Origin of the sequence: Rhizobium changzhiense (assembly GCF_013087625.1) — a bacterium.
In the GTDB taxonomy this organism is placed as follows: Bacteria; Pseudomonadota; Alphaproteobacteria; order Rhizobiales; family Rhizobiaceae; genus Rhizobium; species Rhizobium sophorae.
On the sequence record NZ_JABFCQ010000005.1, the window covers coordinates 208,256 to 225,512 of the forward strand.

The 17,257-nt window shown below is 61.6% G+C and carries 16 protein-coding genes and 1 riboswitch; of the genes, 14 read left to right on the forward strand and 2 right to left on the reverse strand.

Translation table 11 applies throughout. The features are described from left to right. The first annotated feature begins 3 nt into the window (after nucleotides 1-3). Nucleotides 4-1,824, forward strand: coding sequence for an ABC-F family ATP-binding cassette domain-containing protein (locus tag G9X68_RS23850; RefSeq protein WP_171604501.1), 1,821 nt, complete (start codon nucleotides 4-6; stop codon nucleotides 1,822-1,824). A gap of 120 nt (nucleotides 1,825-1,944) precedes the next feature. Then, on the forward strand, nucleotides 1,945-2,574 hold the full coding sequence (locus G9X68_RS23855; RefSeq protein ID WP_171600247.1) for a DUF5666 domain-containing protein: 630 nt from the start codon (nucleotides 1,945-1,947) through the stop codon (nucleotides 2,572-2,574). 71 nt (nucleotides 2,575-2,645) lie between these two features. On the opposite strand, the gene G9X68_RS23860 is transcribed toward G9X68_RS23855, so the two are convergent. Beyond that, on the reverse strand, nucleotides 2,646-4,496 hold the full coding sequence (locus G9X68_RS23860; RefSeq protein WP_171604502.1) for an ABC transporter ATP-binding protein/permease: 1,851 nt from the start codon (nucleotides 4,494-4,496) through the stop codon (nucleotides 2,646-2,648). A 152-nt stretch (nucleotides 4,497-4,648) separates the two neighbouring features. Beyond that, a riboswitch (SAM riboswitch) is annotated at nucleotides 4,649-4,726 on the forward strand. Nucleotides 4,727-4,773: 47 nt separating this feature from the next. On the opposite strand from G9X68_RS23860, the gene metA reads away from it, so the two are divergent. The 6 genes from metA to G9X68_RS23890 all read left to right on the forward strand — a co-directional run bounded on the left by metA (nucleotide 4,774) and on the right by G9X68_RS23890 (nucleotide 10,774). Next, nucleotides 4,774-5,697: a homoserine O-acetyltransferase MetA gene (gene metA / locus G9X68_RS23865; RefSeq protein WP_003543755.1), complete on the forward strand. Its 924-nt coding sequence runs from the start codon at nucleotides 4,774-4,776 to the stop codon at nucleotides 5,695-5,697. A 225-nt stretch (nucleotides 5,698-5,922) separates the two neighbouring features. Continuing rightward, a complete protein-coding gene (locus G9X68_RS23870) occupies nucleotides 5,923-6,945 on the forward strand; it encodes an aldose epimerase family protein (protein ID WP_171604503.1) in 1,023 nt (340 codons plus the stop codon). Nucleotides 6,946-7,075: 130 nt separating this feature from the next. Then, the gene (locus tag G9X68_RS23875) at nucleotides 7,076-7,849 is read left to right on the forward strand and encodes a GntR family transcriptional regulator (protein ID WP_171604504.1); all 774 of its coding nucleotides are present in this window, start codon (nucleotides 7,076-7,078) and stop codon (nucleotides 7,847-7,849) included. Further along, the gene (locus G9X68_RS23880) at nucleotides 7,846-8,877 is read left to right on the forward strand and encodes an SIS domain-containing protein (protein WP_017989786.1); all 1,032 of its coding nucleotides are present in this window, start codon (nucleotides 7,846-7,848) and stop codon (nucleotides 8,875-8,877) included. The genes G9X68_RS23875 and G9X68_RS23880 overlap by 4 nt, the downstream gene beginning before the upstream one ends. After that, nucleotides 8,877-10,028, forward strand: a complete 1,152-nt coding sequence (gene nagA / locus G9X68_RS23885; RefSeq protein ID WP_171604505.1) for an N-acetylglucosamine-6-phosphate deacetylase — start codon at nucleotides 8,877-8,879, stop codon at nucleotides 10,026-10,028. The genes G9X68_RS23880 and nagA overlap by 1 nt, the downstream gene beginning before the upstream one ends. 17 nt (nucleotides 10,029-10,045) lie before the next feature. Then, a complete protein-coding gene (locus tag G9X68_RS23890; protein ID WP_012759421.1) occupies nucleotides 10,046-10,774 on the forward strand; it encodes an SIS domain-containing protein in 729 nt (242 codons plus the stop codon). A gap of 61 nt (nucleotides 10,775-10,835) precedes the next feature. On the opposite strand, the gene efp is transcribed toward G9X68_RS23890, so the two are convergent. Beyond that, entirely contained in the window at nucleotides 10,836-11,405 is a 570-nt protein-coding gene (efp, locus tag G9X68_RS23895) for an elongation factor P (protein ID WP_028758989.1), read from the reverse strand. 147 nt (nucleotides 11,406-11,552) lie between these two features. On the opposite strand from efp, the gene epmA reads away from it, so the two are divergent. The 6 genes from epmA (at nucleotide 11,553) to G9X68_RS23925 (ending at nucleotide 17,257) form a co-directional block, all read left to right on the forward strand. Then, nucleotides 11,553-12,614: an EF-P lysine aminoacylase EpmA gene (gene epmA, locus G9X68_RS23900; RefSeq protein WP_171604506.1), complete on the forward strand. Its 1,062-nt coding sequence runs from the start codon at nucleotides 11,553-11,555 to the stop codon at nucleotides 12,612-12,614. Further along, on the forward strand, nucleotides 12,611-13,663 hold the full coding sequence (locus G9X68_RS23905; RefSeq protein ID WP_171604507.1) for a lysine-2,3-aminomutase-like protein: 1,053 nt from the start codon (nucleotides 12,611-12,613) through the stop codon (nucleotides 13,661-13,663). The genes epmA and G9X68_RS23905 overlap by 4 nt, the downstream gene beginning before the upstream one ends. A gap of 264 nt (nucleotides 13,664-13,927) precedes the next feature. Further along, nucleotides 13,928-14,179, forward strand: a complete 252-nt coding sequence (locus tag G9X68_RS23910) for an acyl carrier protein (protein WP_003543737.1) — start codon at nucleotides 13,928-13,930, stop codon at nucleotides 14,177-14,179. Further along, nucleotides 14,179-15,360 (forward strand): acyl-CoA dehydrogenase family protein, encoded by a 1,182-nt coding sequence (locus G9X68_RS23915; protein ID WP_171604508.1) that lies wholly within the window; start codon nucleotides 14,179-14,181, stop codon nucleotides 15,358-15,360. Before G9X68_RS23910 ends, G9X68_RS23915 begins: the two co-directional genes overlap by 1 nt. Nucleotides 15,361-15,365: 5 nt before the next feature. Further along, entirely contained in the window at nucleotides 15,366-16,274 is a 909-nt protein-coding gene (locus G9X68_RS23920; protein WP_171604509.1) for an amino acid--[acyl-carrier-protein] ligase, read from the forward strand. Continuing rightward, complete coding sequence (locus G9X68_RS23925) at nucleotides 16,265-17,257, forward strand: DUF1839 family protein (RefSeq protein ID WP_171604729.1); 993 nt, start codon at nucleotides 16,265-16,267, stop codon at nucleotides 17,255-17,257. The genes G9X68_RS23920 and G9X68_RS23925 overlap by 10 nt, the downstream gene beginning before the upstream one ends.

The following is a 17,257-nucleotide window of genomic DNA, read 5'->3' on the forward strand; positions in this document are numbered from 1 at the left end:
TTTTTGGCCCCTCCCATTCTGAAACTCGACGATATCTTCCTGAGCTTTGGCGGTGCGCCGCTTCTGGCCGGTGCTGGCCTGCAGATCGAGCCCGGTGACAAAATCTGTCTCGTCGGGCGCAACGGCTCGGGAAAATCGACGCTGCTGAAGATTGCCGCCGGCCTGGTCGAGGCGCAGTCCGGCGAGGTCTTCCGCCATCCGTCCTCGACGGTGCGTTATCTCGAACAGGCGCCGGATTTTGCCGACTTCACCACGGTGCAGGCCTATGCCGAGGCCGGCCTCGGGCCAGGCGATGACCCCTATCGTGTCACCTATCTCCTCTCCCATCTCGGGCTGACCGGCGATGAAGACCCTAAAATGCTGTCCGGTGGCGAATCGCGGCGCGCAGCCCTTGCCCGGGTTATGGCCCCGGAGCCGGACATTCTGCTGCTCGACGAGCCGACCAACCATCTCGACCTGCCGACCATCGAATGGCTGGAAGGCGAGCTGCAAAAGACACGCAGCGCCTTGGTGCTGATCTCGCACGACCGGCGTTTCCTCGAAAAGGTGTCGACGGCAACCGTCTGGCTCGACCGCGGCACCTCACGCCGGCTCGACAGAGGCTTTGCGCATTTCGAAGCCTGGCGCGACCAGGTGCTGGAGGCCGAGGAGCTGGAGCAGCACAAGCTCGGCAAGTCGATCGAGCGCGAGGAGCACTGGCTGCGCTATGGCGTCACGGCGCGGCGCAAACGTAACATGCGCCGTCTCGGCGAGCTGCAGACGATGCGCTCGAACTATCGCGGCCATAAGGGGCCGCAGGGCACGGTGCAGGCGACGGTTTCGGACGCGCAGGAATCCGGCAAGCTGGTGATCGAGGCCGACAAGATCACCAAGAGCTTCGGCGAGCGGGCAATCGTCACGACGTTTTCGATCCGCGTGCATCGCGGCGACTGCATCGGTCTGGTCGGGCCGAACGGCGCCGGCAAGACGACGCTGCTGAAGATGCTGACCGGGCAGCTTTCACCCGATAGCGGCATCGTCAAACTCGGCACCAATCTGGAGATCGCGACGCTCGACCAGAAACGCGAGGATCTCGATCCCGAGGATACGCTTGCCAACTATCTGACGGATGGGCGCGGCGAAAACCTGCTCGTAAACGGCGAACAGCGTCATGTCACCGGCTACATGAAGGAATTTCTGTTTCAGCCGGAACAGGCGCGTACGCCGATCAGAAACCTCTCCGGTGGCGAACGCGCCCGGCTGATGCTGGCGCGCATCCTTTCGCGCCCAACGAACCTTTTGATCCTCGACGAACCGACCAACGACCTCGATATCGAAACGCTCGATCTCCTGCAGGAAATTGTCGCCGGCTTTCCCGGCACCGTCATTCTCGTCAGCCACGACCGCGATTTCCTCGACCGCACCGTGACCTCGACGATTGCACCCGCCGTTCCGGATGCGCCGGACGGCCGCTGGATCGAATATGCCGGCGGCTATTCCGACATGCTTACGCAACGCAAGGGCGCGCTTGAGGAGCGCAAGAGGGCAGAGAAGGCAGCGGAGAAGCCGAAGACGCAGGAGGCAGCGCCGTCCGCGGGAAGCACGAGGAGCAAGCTCTCCTTCAAGCAGAAATTCGCACTGGAAAACCTGCCAAAGGAAATGGCGAAGGCCGAAGCCGAAATCGCCAAACGCGAACAGGTGATGGCAGATCCCAATCTTTTCACGCGCGATCCCGCAGCCTTCAACCGGCTTGCCGGCGAGATGGAAAAACTGCGCGCCAGCCTGACGGAGATGGAAGAAGAGTGGCTGGAGCTCGAAATGCTGCGGGAAGAGCTGGAGGGCTGAGATTTTCTCGAGGCTGAAGGCTCACTTTTCCTTGATTCGTCAGTGTGCCGTCCTGCGGCATAAGGTGCCGTCCGGCAGCCGGGGATATTGCCGATCGCAATGGCGACAAGGAAAAGTCATATGTCTCGCAAGCCTCATTCCCGTTTTCTCACAGCACTTACTGCCGGCAGCCTCGTGGCGCTTGCCCTGTCGCAAGCCGCACAGGCGCAGGATGCCCAGCGCATTCGTGTTCGCGGCGCAATCGAAAGCCTCAGCGGCGATACGCTCGTCGTCAAGACGCGCGAGGGCAGCGATGCGACGGTCGCGCTGAAAGCCGGCTGGAAGGTCGGCGGTATCAGACAAGCTTCGGTCGAGGATATCAAACCCGGCGATTTCGTCGGCGTCGCTTCGCTTCCGAAGGGCACCGGCCCGGACGGCGCGATCGAGGTGCTGATCTTTCCGGCGTCGATGAAGGGAACCGGTGAGGGCAACCGTCCCTGGGATGCGCAGCCAAACAGCCAGATGACCAACGCGACCGTCAGCAATGCCGTCAAGTCCGTCGACGGCCACACAATCACGCTGACCTATCAGGGCAAGGAAAAGACCATCTCGATTGCCGATGGCACGCCGATCGTGACGTTGGCGCCTGCGACCAAAGATGATCTGAAGCCCGGCGCCGGCGTCGTCGTCACCGGCGAGAAGGCGGCGGATGGCAGCATCTCGGCCAGCCAGATCGCCGTCGGCCTCAACGGCGTCATACCGCCGATGTGACCAGCGGCTTAAATCCTCATCTTATGCATGCCGTTATACCAAAACCGCTCCACACTTTTGGGCGGCATGCATTAAAGCGCCGGCGCAGGCACGGCGGCAGCGCCCGCACTGGCGCTGGCCCCGGTCTGGACGACAGGCGGCTCCTCGGATTTTGACGGCAGCGCTTGTAGATGCAGCACGCGCGGCTTCAGCGCCTCGAGATAGGCCTCGGAGCGGCCGATATAGATCATGCCGCTTTCGGGCATCGAGGTGAGCAGTTTAGCCATCGTTTCCTGCAATTCCGGCTCCATGCCTTCCAGCACTTCGTCGAAGATGATCCAGCGCGGGCGCACAAGAAGCAGCCGGGCGAAGCCGATCGCTTTCTGCTGGTCGCTGTCGAGCAGCTTGTCCCAGCGGGCACGGGTCTCGAGCCTTGCGATCAGCGAATGGAGACCAACCTTGTCGAGGGCCGCCTCCACGTCGGCTTTCTCGTAGGCTTCGGGACGTTCGGGAAAGGCCAGCGCCTCGCGCAGTGAGCCGCCGGGGACATAGGCGAGCTGGGGAACGAAGAGCATGTCGTCGATTGGCGGCAGGCCCATCGTGCCGCTGCCGCACGGCCAGAGGCCAGCCATCGCCTGGAAGAGCAGCTTGCGATTGACGCTGTGATCGCCGTTGATCATGACTTTTTCGCCGGCCTTGATCACGACATTGGTTTCACGCAGACGGAAACCGCCGCATTCCTCGATGTCTTCGCCGACCTTGGCGACGATCACCACGTCCTTCAGCGTCAGCGTGTCGGGCGCGGCGTTTTCATAGGCGATGCTGTCCTTGAGGTCGAAGTCGTCTTCCATGTCGACCAGCGCCTGGCGGAAATCGGTGACGCGCATCAGCGTGGCGCGCCATTCGGCGATCGGGCCGAAATTGGACACATACCAGCGCAGCGCGGTGTTGACCTGGTTGAAGGCACCAACGGACATCATCAGCTGGCCGAGGGTGAGACCGCCGGAGAAATAGGCGGGGGCGGCAACGATGATCGGGATGACGATCACCAGCCAGCCATAACCGGCCGAAACCCAAGTGAGATTGGTATTGGCCATGGCAAGCCGCTTGACGACTGTCAGGACCGAACTGATGTCGGTGTTAATGCGCCGGCGCTCGTTCTCCTCGCCGCGGGCAACGGTAATTGCCGGCATGTTCTCATTGGCATGCATCAGCGTGAAGCGAAGCTCAGCTTCTTTCGAAAAACGGTCGGCATTGAGCTTCACCAGCTTGCGACCGACGACCTGGCTCAGCACCGAGGCAGAAGCGGCATAGAAAATCGCCGCCCAGACCATGTAACCCGGAATGGAGAAGCTATGGCCGCTGATGCGGAAGATGAAGCCACTCGAAAGCTCCCAGAGAACGCCGATGAAGCTCACCAGAAGAATGGTCGACTGCAGCAGGCCGAGAACCAGCCCTGTCGTGCTTTCGGCGAGGTTGCGGGAATCCTCGTGCAGGCGCTGGTCCGGATTGACGCCGATCAGGCCGCTGGAGGCAAGCCGTAGCGCCCGCTTGCGCTTCAGCCACTGGTCGACCAGATCGCGTGACAGGCCTTCGCGCATATAGAGCGCGGTCATCTGGTTCAGCCAGGCCTGCAGCACGTTGAGCAGCAGCAGTGTGCCGGCGATCATCGCGAAGATTTCGAGCTGGTGGAAGAATTCGCCAAGGTCGCGGCGCTCCAGCGAGTCGTAGAAGGGAGCATTCCACTCGTTCAAAATGACCTGGCCGTAGGATGTCGCCAGGATGACGAGGATCAGCACGGTCGCCAGAAACAGCACCTTGCCACGCACTTCCGAATTCCAGAATGCTGAGAACATCACCCCGAGGCGATATGTCAGGCTGAGATCATACCCTACCCTATCCTGCCTCCGGATTCCTGGCCTCCCCTCGGTCTTATCTGCCATTACGCTTTTCCAAATCGCCCATGCCCTATAAATAACATGGTGGCGTTACGGGTCTATCAACAGATTCTATCAGTCATTAAACTGTGATGATGCTTGCATGAGTCTCTCCTGCATGCATTCGCCAGTTGATTCGCAATCAGACTGGGTCTAATTAAGGCCTCCGTGGTGATTTGGCCGGCCGGCTTGCAGCCACGTTAAAAAAGTCGCTAAAGGGCCGCGTGCGGACCGGTAGCGATTTTTGTCGCCGCCGGTTTTTGTTTTTGATCGAGTGACCGCAATGCCCATCAAGATCCCCGATACGCTGCCCGCCTTCGAAACCCTGGTTCAGGAGGGGGTGCGGGTGATGACCGAGACGTTGGCGATCCGTCAGGATATCCGACCGTTGCAGATCGGGCTGCTCAACCTCATGCCGAACAAGATCAAGACCGAACTGCAGATGGCCCGCCTCGTCGGCGCCTCGCCGCTGCAGGTGGAGCTGTCGCTCATTCGCATCGGCGGCCACAAGGCGAAGAATACGTCCGAGGATCATCTGCTAGCCTTTTACCAGACCTGGGAGGAGGTAAAGCACCGCAAGTTCGACGGCTTCATCATCACCGGGGCGCCGATTGAGCTTTTACCCTATGAGGACGTCACCTATTGGCCGGAGATGCAGGAGATTCTCGACTGGACGGAAACAAATGTCCATTCGACGATGAACGTCTGCTGGGGTGCGATGGCGGCGGTCTATCATTTTCACGGCGTTCCGAAATACGAGCTGAAAGAGAAGGCCTTCGGCGTCTACCGCCACCGGAACCTGAAGCCTTCCTCGATCTATCTCAACGGCTTTTCCGACAATTTCGAAGTGCCGGTGTCGCGCTGGACCGAAGTGCGCCGCGCCGATATCGAGAAATCCGAAAGCCTGGAGATCCTGATGGAGTCCAGCGAAATGGGCGTCTGCCTCGTGCACGAAAAGAGGGGCCGGCGGCTCTACATGTTCAACCATGTCGAATATGATTCCACCTCGCTTTCCGACGAGTATTTCCGCGACGTCAATGCCGGCGTGCCGATCAAGATGCCGCACAATTACTTCCCGCATAACGATCCGGCGCTTGCGCCGCAGAACCGCTGGCGCAGCCATGCGCATCTCTTGTTCGGCAACTGGATCAACGAAATCTACCAGACGACGCCCTTTGATGTGGAAGAGATCGGCACCGATCTCTGACCGTTGCCGATCACGCCGCGAGCCGATGTCGCTGCACCGCTGCTGCGGCTTTTCTTTCCGATCTGCCGGTTGCGGATCGGAGCAAATGCGGGCAGGTTCCTGTCCCGAAGCCTACCACACCGCGCGTCTTCGTCGGACGTGCAATGCACACTTTGAATCGCTGCAAATCCTCAAATCGATTCCGAATTGAGGAATTTGCAGCAGGGACAGAATGGACGGTTGATCATGTCGGATAAGTTGGAGCGGGACGTTTTCGGGCAGACGCAGGCGGGCGAGACCGTCTATCGCGTCGTGATCAAGGGCGGCGGGCTGACGGCCAAGATTATCAGCTGGGGCGCGGTCATCCAGGATCTGCGTCTCGAGGGACATGATGCACCGCTGCAGCTCGGCTTCGATGATTTCGACAGCTATCTCCTTTATTCGTCCTATTTCGGCGCGACGCCCGGCCGCTGCGCCAACCGCGTCGGCGGCGGCAGGTTCACGCTTGACGACAAGGACTATCAGCTCGAACTGAATGAAAACGGCGTGACGCATCTGCATGGCGGCAGCGACAATATCGCCAAACGCAATTGGACGATCGTCGAGCATGACGTCGACCGCGTGGTGCTGAAGATCGTCGATCCCGATGGCCGCGCCGGCTATCCCGGCAATTGCACCATCCAGGCGACGTTCCGGGTGCATGGCAATGGTGAACTGTCGATCACCTATGAATCGACCAGCGACCAGCCGACGCTCGCCAATGTCTGCCAGCACGCCTATTTCAATCTCGACGGCCGCGAAGATGCACTTGGCCATGACATCATGATAGCTGCCGATCATTATCTGCCGACCGATGAGAAGCAGGTGCCGACCGGTGAGATCCGTCCCGTCGAGGGCACGGAATTCGATTTCCGCGAGATGGCGCCGATGAAGCGTTTCGTCGGCAATGAACAAGCGTTTTACGACCATAATTTCTGCCTGTCGGGCGAGCGTACTGCCAAGCGGAGCGTCGCGCTTGCCCGCAGCCTGTATTCCGGTGTGTCGCTGGAAGTGCGCAGCACGGAGCCAGGTGTGCAGTTCTATGCCGGCTTCAAGCTCGATGTCGGGGCTCCCGGCATCGGCGGTCGCAAATACGGCCCATTCGCCGGCTTCTGCCTGGAGACGCAGGTCTGGCCGGATGCCGTCAATCACCAAGGTTTTCCGAATGCGGTCCTGCGCCCCGGCGAAGTGCTGCGCCAGGAGACGGATTATATCTTCACCAAGAACTGAGCGTCTACGGACGCACGACCGTCAAATTTGACCGTTATGAAACCCTTGCTGGTCCGCCGGCGAGGGTTTTTTCGTTCCGTGTTCGATTCTGCCTTGCCGATTGGTTCTATATAGGTTCTATTGCGTCCCCATGGATAGAACCAGTCTGATAGCGGAACTGAATAGCCGCGGCCTGCGTGACGAGGCGCTGACCGGGCCGCTTTACAAGCGGCTGGCGCAGACGCTGACCGGCCTCATTCAGGAAGGGCTACTGAAGCCCGGCACCGCACTCCCGGGCGAGCGCGACCTTGCCGAGGCTCTGAAGCTCGGCCGTGTCACCGTACGCACCGCCTATCGCGATCTGATGGCATCCGGCGCACTGGAATCGCGCCATGGAAGCGGTACTTTCGTCTCGAGCAGGGTGGAACGCATGGAACAGTCGCTGTGGCGGCTTTCCTCCTTCTCCGCCGACATGCGCTCGCGCGGGCGTCTGCCGGCCGCACGGATATTGTCGCGGTCGGTCAATACGCCGTCGCCGGAGGAATCCTTCCTGCTCGGCCTCGGCGGTGACGAGCCGGTGCTGAGACTCGACCGCTTGCGCCTTGCCGACGGCCTGCCGCTGGCGATCGAACGCGCCGTGGTGCCGATCAAGTTCCTGGGGCACGATGCCGGCGGCGAGGGATCGCTCTACGATGCGCTGACGGCCAGTGGCCACAGGCCCGTGCGCGCGCTGCAGCGGCTGACAGCGGTCACGCTCGATCCGTCCTCCGCCGCGATCCTGAACGTCAAGGCCGGCGCGCCGGCGCTTCTGATCGAACGTGTCTCGCGCCTGGAAGACCAGCGCGTCGTCGAATACACCCGCTCGCATTATCGCGGCGATGCCTATGATTTCGTTGCCGAATTGAGAATCGGAGATGACCTATGAATGACAACCAGTCGCTGATGCTGCAGGAAGCCGGCCAATCGCCCGAGGTGGTCGCCACGCTGCTCGAAAAGGAAAAACCGGTCTTTGCCGAGATCGCCCGGTTGTTTTCGTCCGCCCGCCCGAGCGTGGTGACGACGGCAGCGCGCGGCTCCTCGGACCACGCCGCCACTTTTTTCAAATATCTCTTCGAGATCACCTGCGGCGTTCCGGTCGCCTCGGTCGGCCCGTCCATCGCTTCGGTCTATGGTGCGGCGCTGCATCTGAAGGGCGGTGTCCATTTCACCGTCTCGCAGTCGGGCGCCAGCCCCGACATCGTCGCGCTGCAGGATGCGGCGAAGAAGGGCGGCGCGACGACGATCGCCGTCGTCAACGTTACCGACAGCCCGCTTGCCAAACAGGCCGATATCGTTCTCGGCCTCAATGCCGGCGCGGAAAAGAGTGTCGCGGCGACAAAATCCTTCATCGCCTCGGTTGCTGCCCTTTCCGGGGTAACGGCTGCGATCGGCGGCGCGTCCGATCTGCAGGCCGCGCTCGGCAAACTGCCGGAGGCGCTTTCGGCAACTGCCGGCATCGACACGGCGGCAGCCGAGGAGGTGCTCTTCAACGCGACCTCGCTCTATACCGCCGGCCGCGGCCCGGCTTTCGCGATCGCGCTCGAAGCGGCGCTGAAGGCCAAGGAAACCTCCGGCCTGCATGCCGAAGCCTTCTCGCTGGCGGAACTGATGCATGGCCCGATGCGCCTGGTGCAGCCGGGCTTCCCGATCGTCGCCTTTGCGCCCGACGATGCGGCCTTCGCCAACAATGTCCAGGCGCTGGAGCGCCTGCAGAAACTCGGCGCCACCACCGTCGGCTTCTCGACGCAACCGCTTTCCGGTGTCCATCTACGCGTGCCGACGACGGGCAACGGCCTCGTCGATCCGCTGGTCTCGCTGCTTGTCTATTACCGGCTGATCGAGTCGGTGACGCGCCGTAAGGGCTTCGATCCCGACAAGCCGGCAAACCTGCTCAAGGTGACGGAGACGGTCTGATGGTCCGCAAGATCTTCCTCGGCGCCCGCATCTTCGACGGCGAGCGCTTCCATGACGAGAAAGCACTCATCGTTGCCGATGGCCGCGTCGAAGCGATCGTCGCGAGAAACGACCTGCCGGATGGCGAGGTCGTGACGCTTGCCGGCGGCGTTCTGTCGGCCGGCTTCATCGATGCGCAAGTCAATGGCGGCGCCGGGCGGATGCTGAACGACGAGCCTTCCACCGCCTCGATGGACATTATCGCCGGCGGGCACCGGCCTTATGGCACAACGTCGCTGTTGCCGACGCTGATTACCGATACATCAGAAGCATCCGCTGCCGCGATCGAGGCGGCCAAGGAGGCCGTGAAGGCGAACCGCGGGGTTGCCGGCCTCCATCTTGAAGGCCCGCATCTGGCGCCTGCGAGGAAGGGCGCGCATCTGGCCGAACTGATGCGGCCGGTGGAGGACCGCGACGTCAAGGCTTTCATTGCGGCGCGCGAGGCGATCGGCACGCTGCTCGTCACCATGGCCGCCGAGCAGGTGACGGTTGCCCAGGTGCGCGAGCTTGCGGAAGCAGGCGTCACCATCAGCATCGGCCATTCCGATTGTTCGAGCGAGGCGGCGGAAGAACGTTTCGATGCCGGGGCGCGGGGCGTCACGCATCTCTTTAACGCCATGAGCCAGCTCGGACACCGCACGCCCGGCCTCGTCGGCGCGGCGATCGATCATCCTTCGACCTGGTGCGGCATCATCGCCGACGGCCATCATGTCGATCCGAAGGCCCTGCGCACGGCGCTGCGCGCCAAGCGCGGCGAAGGCAAGCTGTTTTTCGTCACCGACGCGATGTCGCTCGTCGGGTCGGAGAAGGATTCGTTCACGCTGAACGGGCGCACCGTCCGGCGCGAAAGGGGCGGCTTCTGCTCGAAGCTGGTGCTGTCAGACGGCACGCTGGCCGGTTCCGATGTCGATATGATCTCGACGATCCGTTACGGCGTCACCTATCTCGACCTGACGCTCGCCGAGGCTTTGCGCATGGCGACGCTTTATCCGGCCCGGTTCCTCAGGCTTGCCGATCGCGGCCATCTCTCGCCGGGTACGCGTGCCGATCTCGTGCATCTCACCGATGCGCTTGCCGTCACCGCCACCTGGCTCAGCGGCGAAGCGGCCTGAAATCAAGGAGAAGTGGGATGACCGACATTACCGATGCCTATTTCTCCAATCTGATCGGTCGGCTGGAGGAACTGAAGCAGACGCTTGCCCAGCCGATGGCGCAGGCAGCAGCCGTCATCCTCGATGCCGCCCGCGGCGACAAGCGCGTCTATGTCTTCGGCACCGGCCATTCGCATATGCTGGCGGAAGAGGTGCACTATCGTGCCGGCGGGCTCGCCTTCACCGTGCCAGTGCTCGTCGGCTCGGCCATGCTGCATGAGGGTGCGGTCATCAGCTCCGTCTATGAGCGCACACAGGGCCTGGTGCGGCCGATGCTGGAGCGTTACGGCATGCAGCCCGGCGATGTCATCATCATTGCCTCCAATTCGGGCGTGAACGCCGCGCCGATCGAGGCCGCCGACTATGCGCGCGAAATCGGCGCAAAGGTGATTGCCATCACTTCAATCGCCTATTCCTCAGCGATCGCCAATGGCCGCCGGCGGCTCGCCGACGTCGCCGATGTGGTGCTCGATAACGGGTTGCCGCCGGGTGATGCCGTTGTCGATCTCGAAGGCACCGGACTTCGGGTTGGGCCGGTCTCGACGGCGGTCGGGGTGACAGTGATCAATGCCATCTTCGCGGAAGTTGCCTCGGAGCTTTCGAAATCCGGCGATGCACCGATCTATCTCAGCGCCAACATGCCGGGTGCCGCCGAGATCAACCAGAAGCTCGTCAAGAAATACCGGCCGCGCAACCCGCATCTTTGAAGGTGGCGGACACAAAAAAGGCCGGGATGAGCCGGCCTCTTCGATCGGCTGAAACCAGGGATCAATCCTTGGCGCGTTCGACGTAGGAATTGTCTTCCGTGGCGATGACGACGCGAGTGCCGGCATTGATGTGCGGCGGCACCATGGTGCGCACGCCGTTTGACAACATGGCCGGCTTGTAGGAGGACGATGCCGTCTGGCCCTTGACGACCGGTTCCGTCTCGGTGATTTCGAGCGTGACATGGCGCGGCATCTGGATCGCCAGCGCAATGCCTTCATGCATTGACAGAACGCAGGTCATGCCTTCCTGCAGATAAGCCTTGTCGTCACCCATCGTCTCGACATCGACGACGACCTGATCGTAGTTTCCAGGGTTCATGAAGTGAAAGCCTTCGCCGTCCTCGTAGAGGAACTGATGGTTCACGTCCTCGACGAAGGCGCGCTCGACCTGTTCGGTGGTGCGCCAGCGCTCGGAAACCTTCACGCCGTCGACGATGCGACGCATGTCGACCTGGGTGACCGGCGTGCCCTTGCCCGGATGAAAGTTCTGGGCGGTGAGAACGACGTAGAGCTTGCCGTCGACATCGAGAACGTTGCCCTTGCGGACCGAAGAGGCGATGACCTTGACCATAAGACTTCCTTGTAACTCGGCTTTCGGCGTCGTAGATGACTGTCGAGACGCCCGAAGACGCAAATGTTTTTCTTTGGGGCGCAACTAACCTAAAATCCGGGAAATAGCCACCCCCCATACCGGCTTCTCCGGCGAAGAAAGCTTGGAATGAACTCTTCGGCGAAAGCGTCCCCCTGGTGGACCCCGTCTGTGCATGCCGACCGCCGTCCGTTCCTGATCGGTCGCAATGCGATCCAGGCAGCGTTGCGCGGGTTTTTCGCGCGCGAGGATTTCATCGAGGTGGATACGGCGGTGCTGCAGATCTCTCCCGGCAATGAGGCGCATCTGCATGCCTTCGCCACGGAAGCACTGACGACGGATGGGCAAAAGGCGCCGTTCTACCTGCATACCTCGCCGGAATTTGCCTGCAAGAAGCTGCTTGCGGCGGGCGAGGAGCGCATCTCGTGTTTTGCCCATGTTTATCGCAACCGCGAGCGCGGGCCGCTGCATCATCCTGAGTTTACCATGCTCGAATGGTATCGGGCCGGCGAAAGCTACGAGAGCCTGATGATGGATTGCGTGCGGATCCTGGCGCTTGCGACTGAGACGGTAAAGACCGGCAAGCTTGCCTATCGCGGCGCCGAGAGCGATCCCTTTGCCGGGCCGGAGCGGATCAGTGTTGCCGAAGCGTTCGAGCGTCATGCCGGCATTGATCTTCTCGCCTCGGTCGCAGCCGACGGTTCGACCGATCGCGACCATCTGGCGGCCGAGACGACGCGCGTTGGCATGCGTGTTGCCGATGACGACGGCTGGGCCGATCTCTTCAGCCGGGTGCTGGTCGAAAAGATCGAGCCGCGTCTCGGTTTCGGCCGCATCACCATCCTCGACGAATATCCGGTCTCGGAGGCAGCCCTTGCGCGTCCCTCGGCACGCGACCCGAGGGTTGCCGAGCGTTTCGAACTCTATGCCTGCGGCGTCGAGCTTGCGAATGGCTTCGGCGAACTCACCAACGCTGCCGAACAGCGGCGACGGTTCGAGATCGAGATGGCCGAGAAGGCGCGGGTCTACGGCGAGACCTATCCGATCGACGAGGATTTCCTCGCCGCGCTGTCGCTGATGCCTGACGCAAGCGGTATCGCGCTCGGCTTCGACCGGCTGGTGATGCTGGCGACGGGAGCATCGCGCATCGACCAGGTACTCTGGGCGCCGGTTGCGGAGTATGGAACATGAATGTCGTCAAACCGATCAAGAGTGTCGACGATCTCGTGAAGGCGGGGCTGGTCGCACCTGCCGATCGCATAGCGCTCGAGGAGGTGGCGGCGCGTTACGCGGTTGCGCTGACGCCTGCGATCAGCAAGCTTATTGATCGAGCCGATCCCGATGATCCGATTGCTCGGCAATTCGTGCCCGATGCGGCTGAACTCACGATCGCCCCGGAAGAGCGCGCCGATCCGATCGGCGATCATGCCCATAGCCCGGTCGAGGGCATCGTTCATCGCTATCCTGACCGCGTGCTGCTCAAGGCCGTGCATGTCTGCCCGGTCTATTGCCGTTTCTGCTTCCGACGCGAAATGGTGGGGCCGCAGGGCCTCGGCACGCTCGATGCCGCGGCCATGCAGGCCGCTTTCGATTATATCCGCGGTCATGAGGAGATCTGGGAGGTCATCCTCACCGGCGGTGATCCGCTGGTGCTTTCGCCGCGCCGGCTCGGCGAGATCATGGAGGCGCTTGCCGGCATCGCGCATGTGAAGATCGTGCGTTTCCACACGCGCGTTCCGGTCGTCGATCCCGAGAAGATCGATGCGGCGCTGATCGCCGCGCTGAAGGCGAGCGGCAAGACAGTCTATCTGGCGCTGCACGCCAACCATGTCAGCGAACTGACGCCGGAAGCGCGGGCCGCCTGCGGCCGCCTCGTCGATGCCGGCATCGCCATGGTCAGCCAGTCGGTCCTGCTCAAGGGTGTCAATGACGATCCCGACGTGCTCGCGAAGCTGATGAAGGCCTTCGTCGAAATCCGCGTCAAACCCTATTACCTCCATCATCCGGATCTGGCGCCCGGTACCAGTCATTTCAGAGTGACGATCGAGGAGGGGCAGGAGATCGTCGCGGCGCTGCGCGGCCGGATTTCCGGTCTCTGCCAGCCGGCCTACATCCTCGATATCCCAGGCGGTCACGGCAAGGCCGTCGTCAGTGGGAGCGCGATCCGGGCGACAGGCGACGGATGTTATTCCGTCACCGATTATCGCGGTGGCGCGCATTCCTATCCGCCGGCCGGTTGAGGCAAAACGCGGCGTTTTGCGTGTCATTTCTGTACTCGCCACTTCAGAAACCAGAGTGTGTCGCAGCGTCCAAATTACCTTAAGCCATTGATATAAGGTGGTTGTTTACGACGGCTCGGGAAGGATCGCTAAAATCCTAACTATGAGCCTCAGTCATATTTAACGCAATAAATTAGCGGAATGTTCTGTTTTCCGCACTAAAAGAACGCTCATGACAAGGCGATGAACGCCGGTTCGGGATCATGAGAATCTTGGAGTGATGGGATGAATAAGGCAATTCGCGACCTCGTAGCCAAATTCGGCAAGCTTCCTGGGTCGATCGACCAGGTCGCCGACGACGCCGATCTTTATGCGGCAGGTTTGACGTCCTTTGCTTCTGTGCAGTTGATGCTTGGCCTAGAAGAGGCCTTCGACATCGAATTTCCCGACAATCTCCTGAACCGCAAATCCTTCGCGAGCATCTCGGCCATCGCCAGGACCGTCGATCTCATCAGGGACAGCCGGAAGGTCGCCTGATGAATTTCCCCGTCAAGATCATGCAGGACGGTCTTGTCACAAGGGTGGCCCGTGTCGCCGAAATTGCGGCGAAACACGCGGATACCGTTGATGCCGAGGCCCGCTTCCCCCGGGAAGCCGTCGATGCGATGAAGGCTGAAAGGCTGCTCGGCATCCAGGTGCCGCGCCATCTCGGCGGCGAGTCCGCCTCGATCACCGAGATCGCCGAATTGTGCTCGATGCTCGGCCAGGCCTGTGCCGCAAGCGCCATGGTCTTCGCCATGCACCACATCAAGCTGTCGAGCCTCGTTGAACACGGCGTCGACAGCGAATGGCATCGTGGTTTCATGCGCCGCATCGCAGCCGAGCAGCTGCTGATCGCATCCGCCACCACCGAAGGCGGTATCGGCGGAAACCTGCGCAACAGCATCTGCGCGGTCGAGGTCGATGGCGACACGTGCCGCCTCGAAAAGGATGCGACCGTCATTTCCTACGGCTCGCACGCCGACGCCATTCTCATCACCTCGCGTGCCCACGCGCAGGCCGCTTCCTCCGATCAGGTGCTGACGGCCTTCCTCAAGGACCAGTACACGCTCGAGAAAACGCATGTCTGGAATACGCTCGGCATGCGCGGAACCTGCTCCGACGGTTTCCTTTTCAAGGGACAAGCGCCGGCTTGCCAGATCCTGCCGAAGCCTTTCGCGGAGATCGCGGCGCAATCCATGCTTGCCTCCTCACACCTCTTGTGGAGCGGCGTCTGGTACGGCATCGCCGTCGATGCCGTTGTGCGTGCCCAGGCTTTCGTGCGTGCCGCCGCCCGCAAGGCGCCGGATGCCCAGCCGCCGGGCGCGCTGCGCCTCGCCGAGGTTTCGAACCTGCTGCAGATGGTCAAATCCAACGTGGTTGCCGGCCTCAGGGCCTATGAGGATGCTAAGGCCGATGCCGACAGGCTGTCTTCGATGGGATTTGCGGTGGCGATGAACAACGTCAAGATCGCCTCGTCCGAGACGATCCTGGAGATCGTCAACCATGCCATGCTGATCTGCGGCATCATGGGCTACAAGAATGGCACGCCCTTCAGCCTCGGACGCCATCTGCGCGACGCGCATTCCGCACAGCTCATGATTTCGAATGACCGCATCCTCGGCAACACGTCGAGCATGCTTCTTGTCCATAAGCAGGACACTAGCCTACTGGGGTGACAGTCATGGATATGCAGACCTCGTTTCTGGACCGGCTTTTCGAATCCGGTCTGCTGATCGATACCGGCATCGACGGGCTCTACGGCCGCAGCGGCCAGTTCGAAGATGTGATCGCTGCCTTCGAGCGCCTGATCGACACGTTCGGCGGCGCCGATGGTGCCGAAGCCATGCGCTTTCCGCCCGGCATGAACCGCGCCTTCTTCGAGAAGAGCGGCTACATGAAGAGCTTTCCGCAGCTCGCCGGCACGGTGCACAGCTTCTGCGGCAGCGAGCTCGATCATGTCAGCCTGCTGCAATGCATGGAAGTCGGCGAAGATTGGACCAAGGGACAGGAGGCGACCGACATCGTGCTGACGCCGGCGGCCTGCTATCCGCTCTATCCGACGATCGCCAAGCGCGGCAACCTGCCGAAGACGGGCGGCCTCTTCGACCTGCAATCCTATTGCTTCCGCCATGAGCCGTCGAAAGACCCGGCCCGCCAGCAGCTGTTCCGCATGCGTGAATATGTCTGCATGGGCACTGAGCTGCACGTCACGGATTTCCGCCAGCGCTGGATGGATCGCGGCGTCGAGATGATGAAGGCCGTCGGCCTCGAGGTGACGATCGACGTCGCCAATGATCCGTTCTTCGGCCGCGCCGGTAAGATGCTCGCCAATAATCAGCGCGACCAGAACCTGAAGTTCGAGCTGCTGATCCCGATCACCTCGGCTGCCAATCCGACCGCCTGCATGAGCTTCAACTACCATCAGGATGCCTTCGGCACGAAGTGGGGTCTCAATCTCGAAGACGGCAGTGTCGCGCACACCGCCTGCGTCGGCTTCGGACTGGAGCGCATCGCCCTTGCCCTCTTCCATCATCACGGGCTCGATGTGACGCAATGGCCGGCCAGCGTCCGGAAAGCGCTGTGGGGCTGAGCAAATCGATGACATCGGTATTTTCGGGGGTATTTTCGGGAATCGACCCGGAAACCTACCGGGCGCATGCGCTGCATTCCGGTGAGCGCGCCTGGCCGGAAACCAATTGCTATGTCGATCTCTGGATCGAAGTTCTGGCGACATCAGGCGTTGCGCCGGAGGCGATGCTGGGTTTTACCCTGACGCAGGATTTCGAGGGCGACCAGTTCACCTTCTTCAAGGTGCCGCTTGAGGATCTCGAAGCGCTCTACGGCATTCGTGCGACCGAGCTTGCCATCTACGACAGTGTCGAACGCCATGTCGAGGTGCAGATCGCGCGGGGCCGTCTCTGCCTGATCGAAATGGATTCCTTCTACATGCCGGATACGCGCGGCACTGCCTACCGGCAGGAGCACGGCAAGACGACCGTTGCGATCAACCGGCTTGATGTTGCGACCAAGCGCGTCGATTATTTCCACAATGCCGGTTATTTCCGACTCGAAGGCGAGGATTTCGACGGTCTGTTCCAGCTGCAGCTGACGGAAAACGACCCGCCCTTCCTGCCCTATACGGAATTTGCCCGGTTCCCGGAAAGGCCGGCAGATGAAGCGCATCTGCGCGCGACCGCGCGGCGGCTTGCCGGTTTTCATTTTGCCCGGTGTCCCCGCGAAAACCCGATCCGCGCCTTTGCAAGCGTCTTTCCGCAACAGGTCGAAGCGGTGGCGGAACGCCCGTTCGGCTTCTTCCACAAATACGCCTTCAACACGCTTCGCCAGGTGGGCGCCAATTTCGAGCTGGCGGCCGATCACCTCACCTGGCTTTCCCCTGGTGAATTCGCTGCTGCCACTGAGCATGCCAGGCGCATTTCGGAGGTGGCGAAATCGGTGCAGTTCCAGCTTGCCCGCGCCGTCACCCGCAGGAAGTTCGAGCCGTTGCAGGCAGCTCTTGATCCGGCCGCCGATGCATGGGATTCCATGATGGCGTCGCTTGCGGGGCGAATCTGA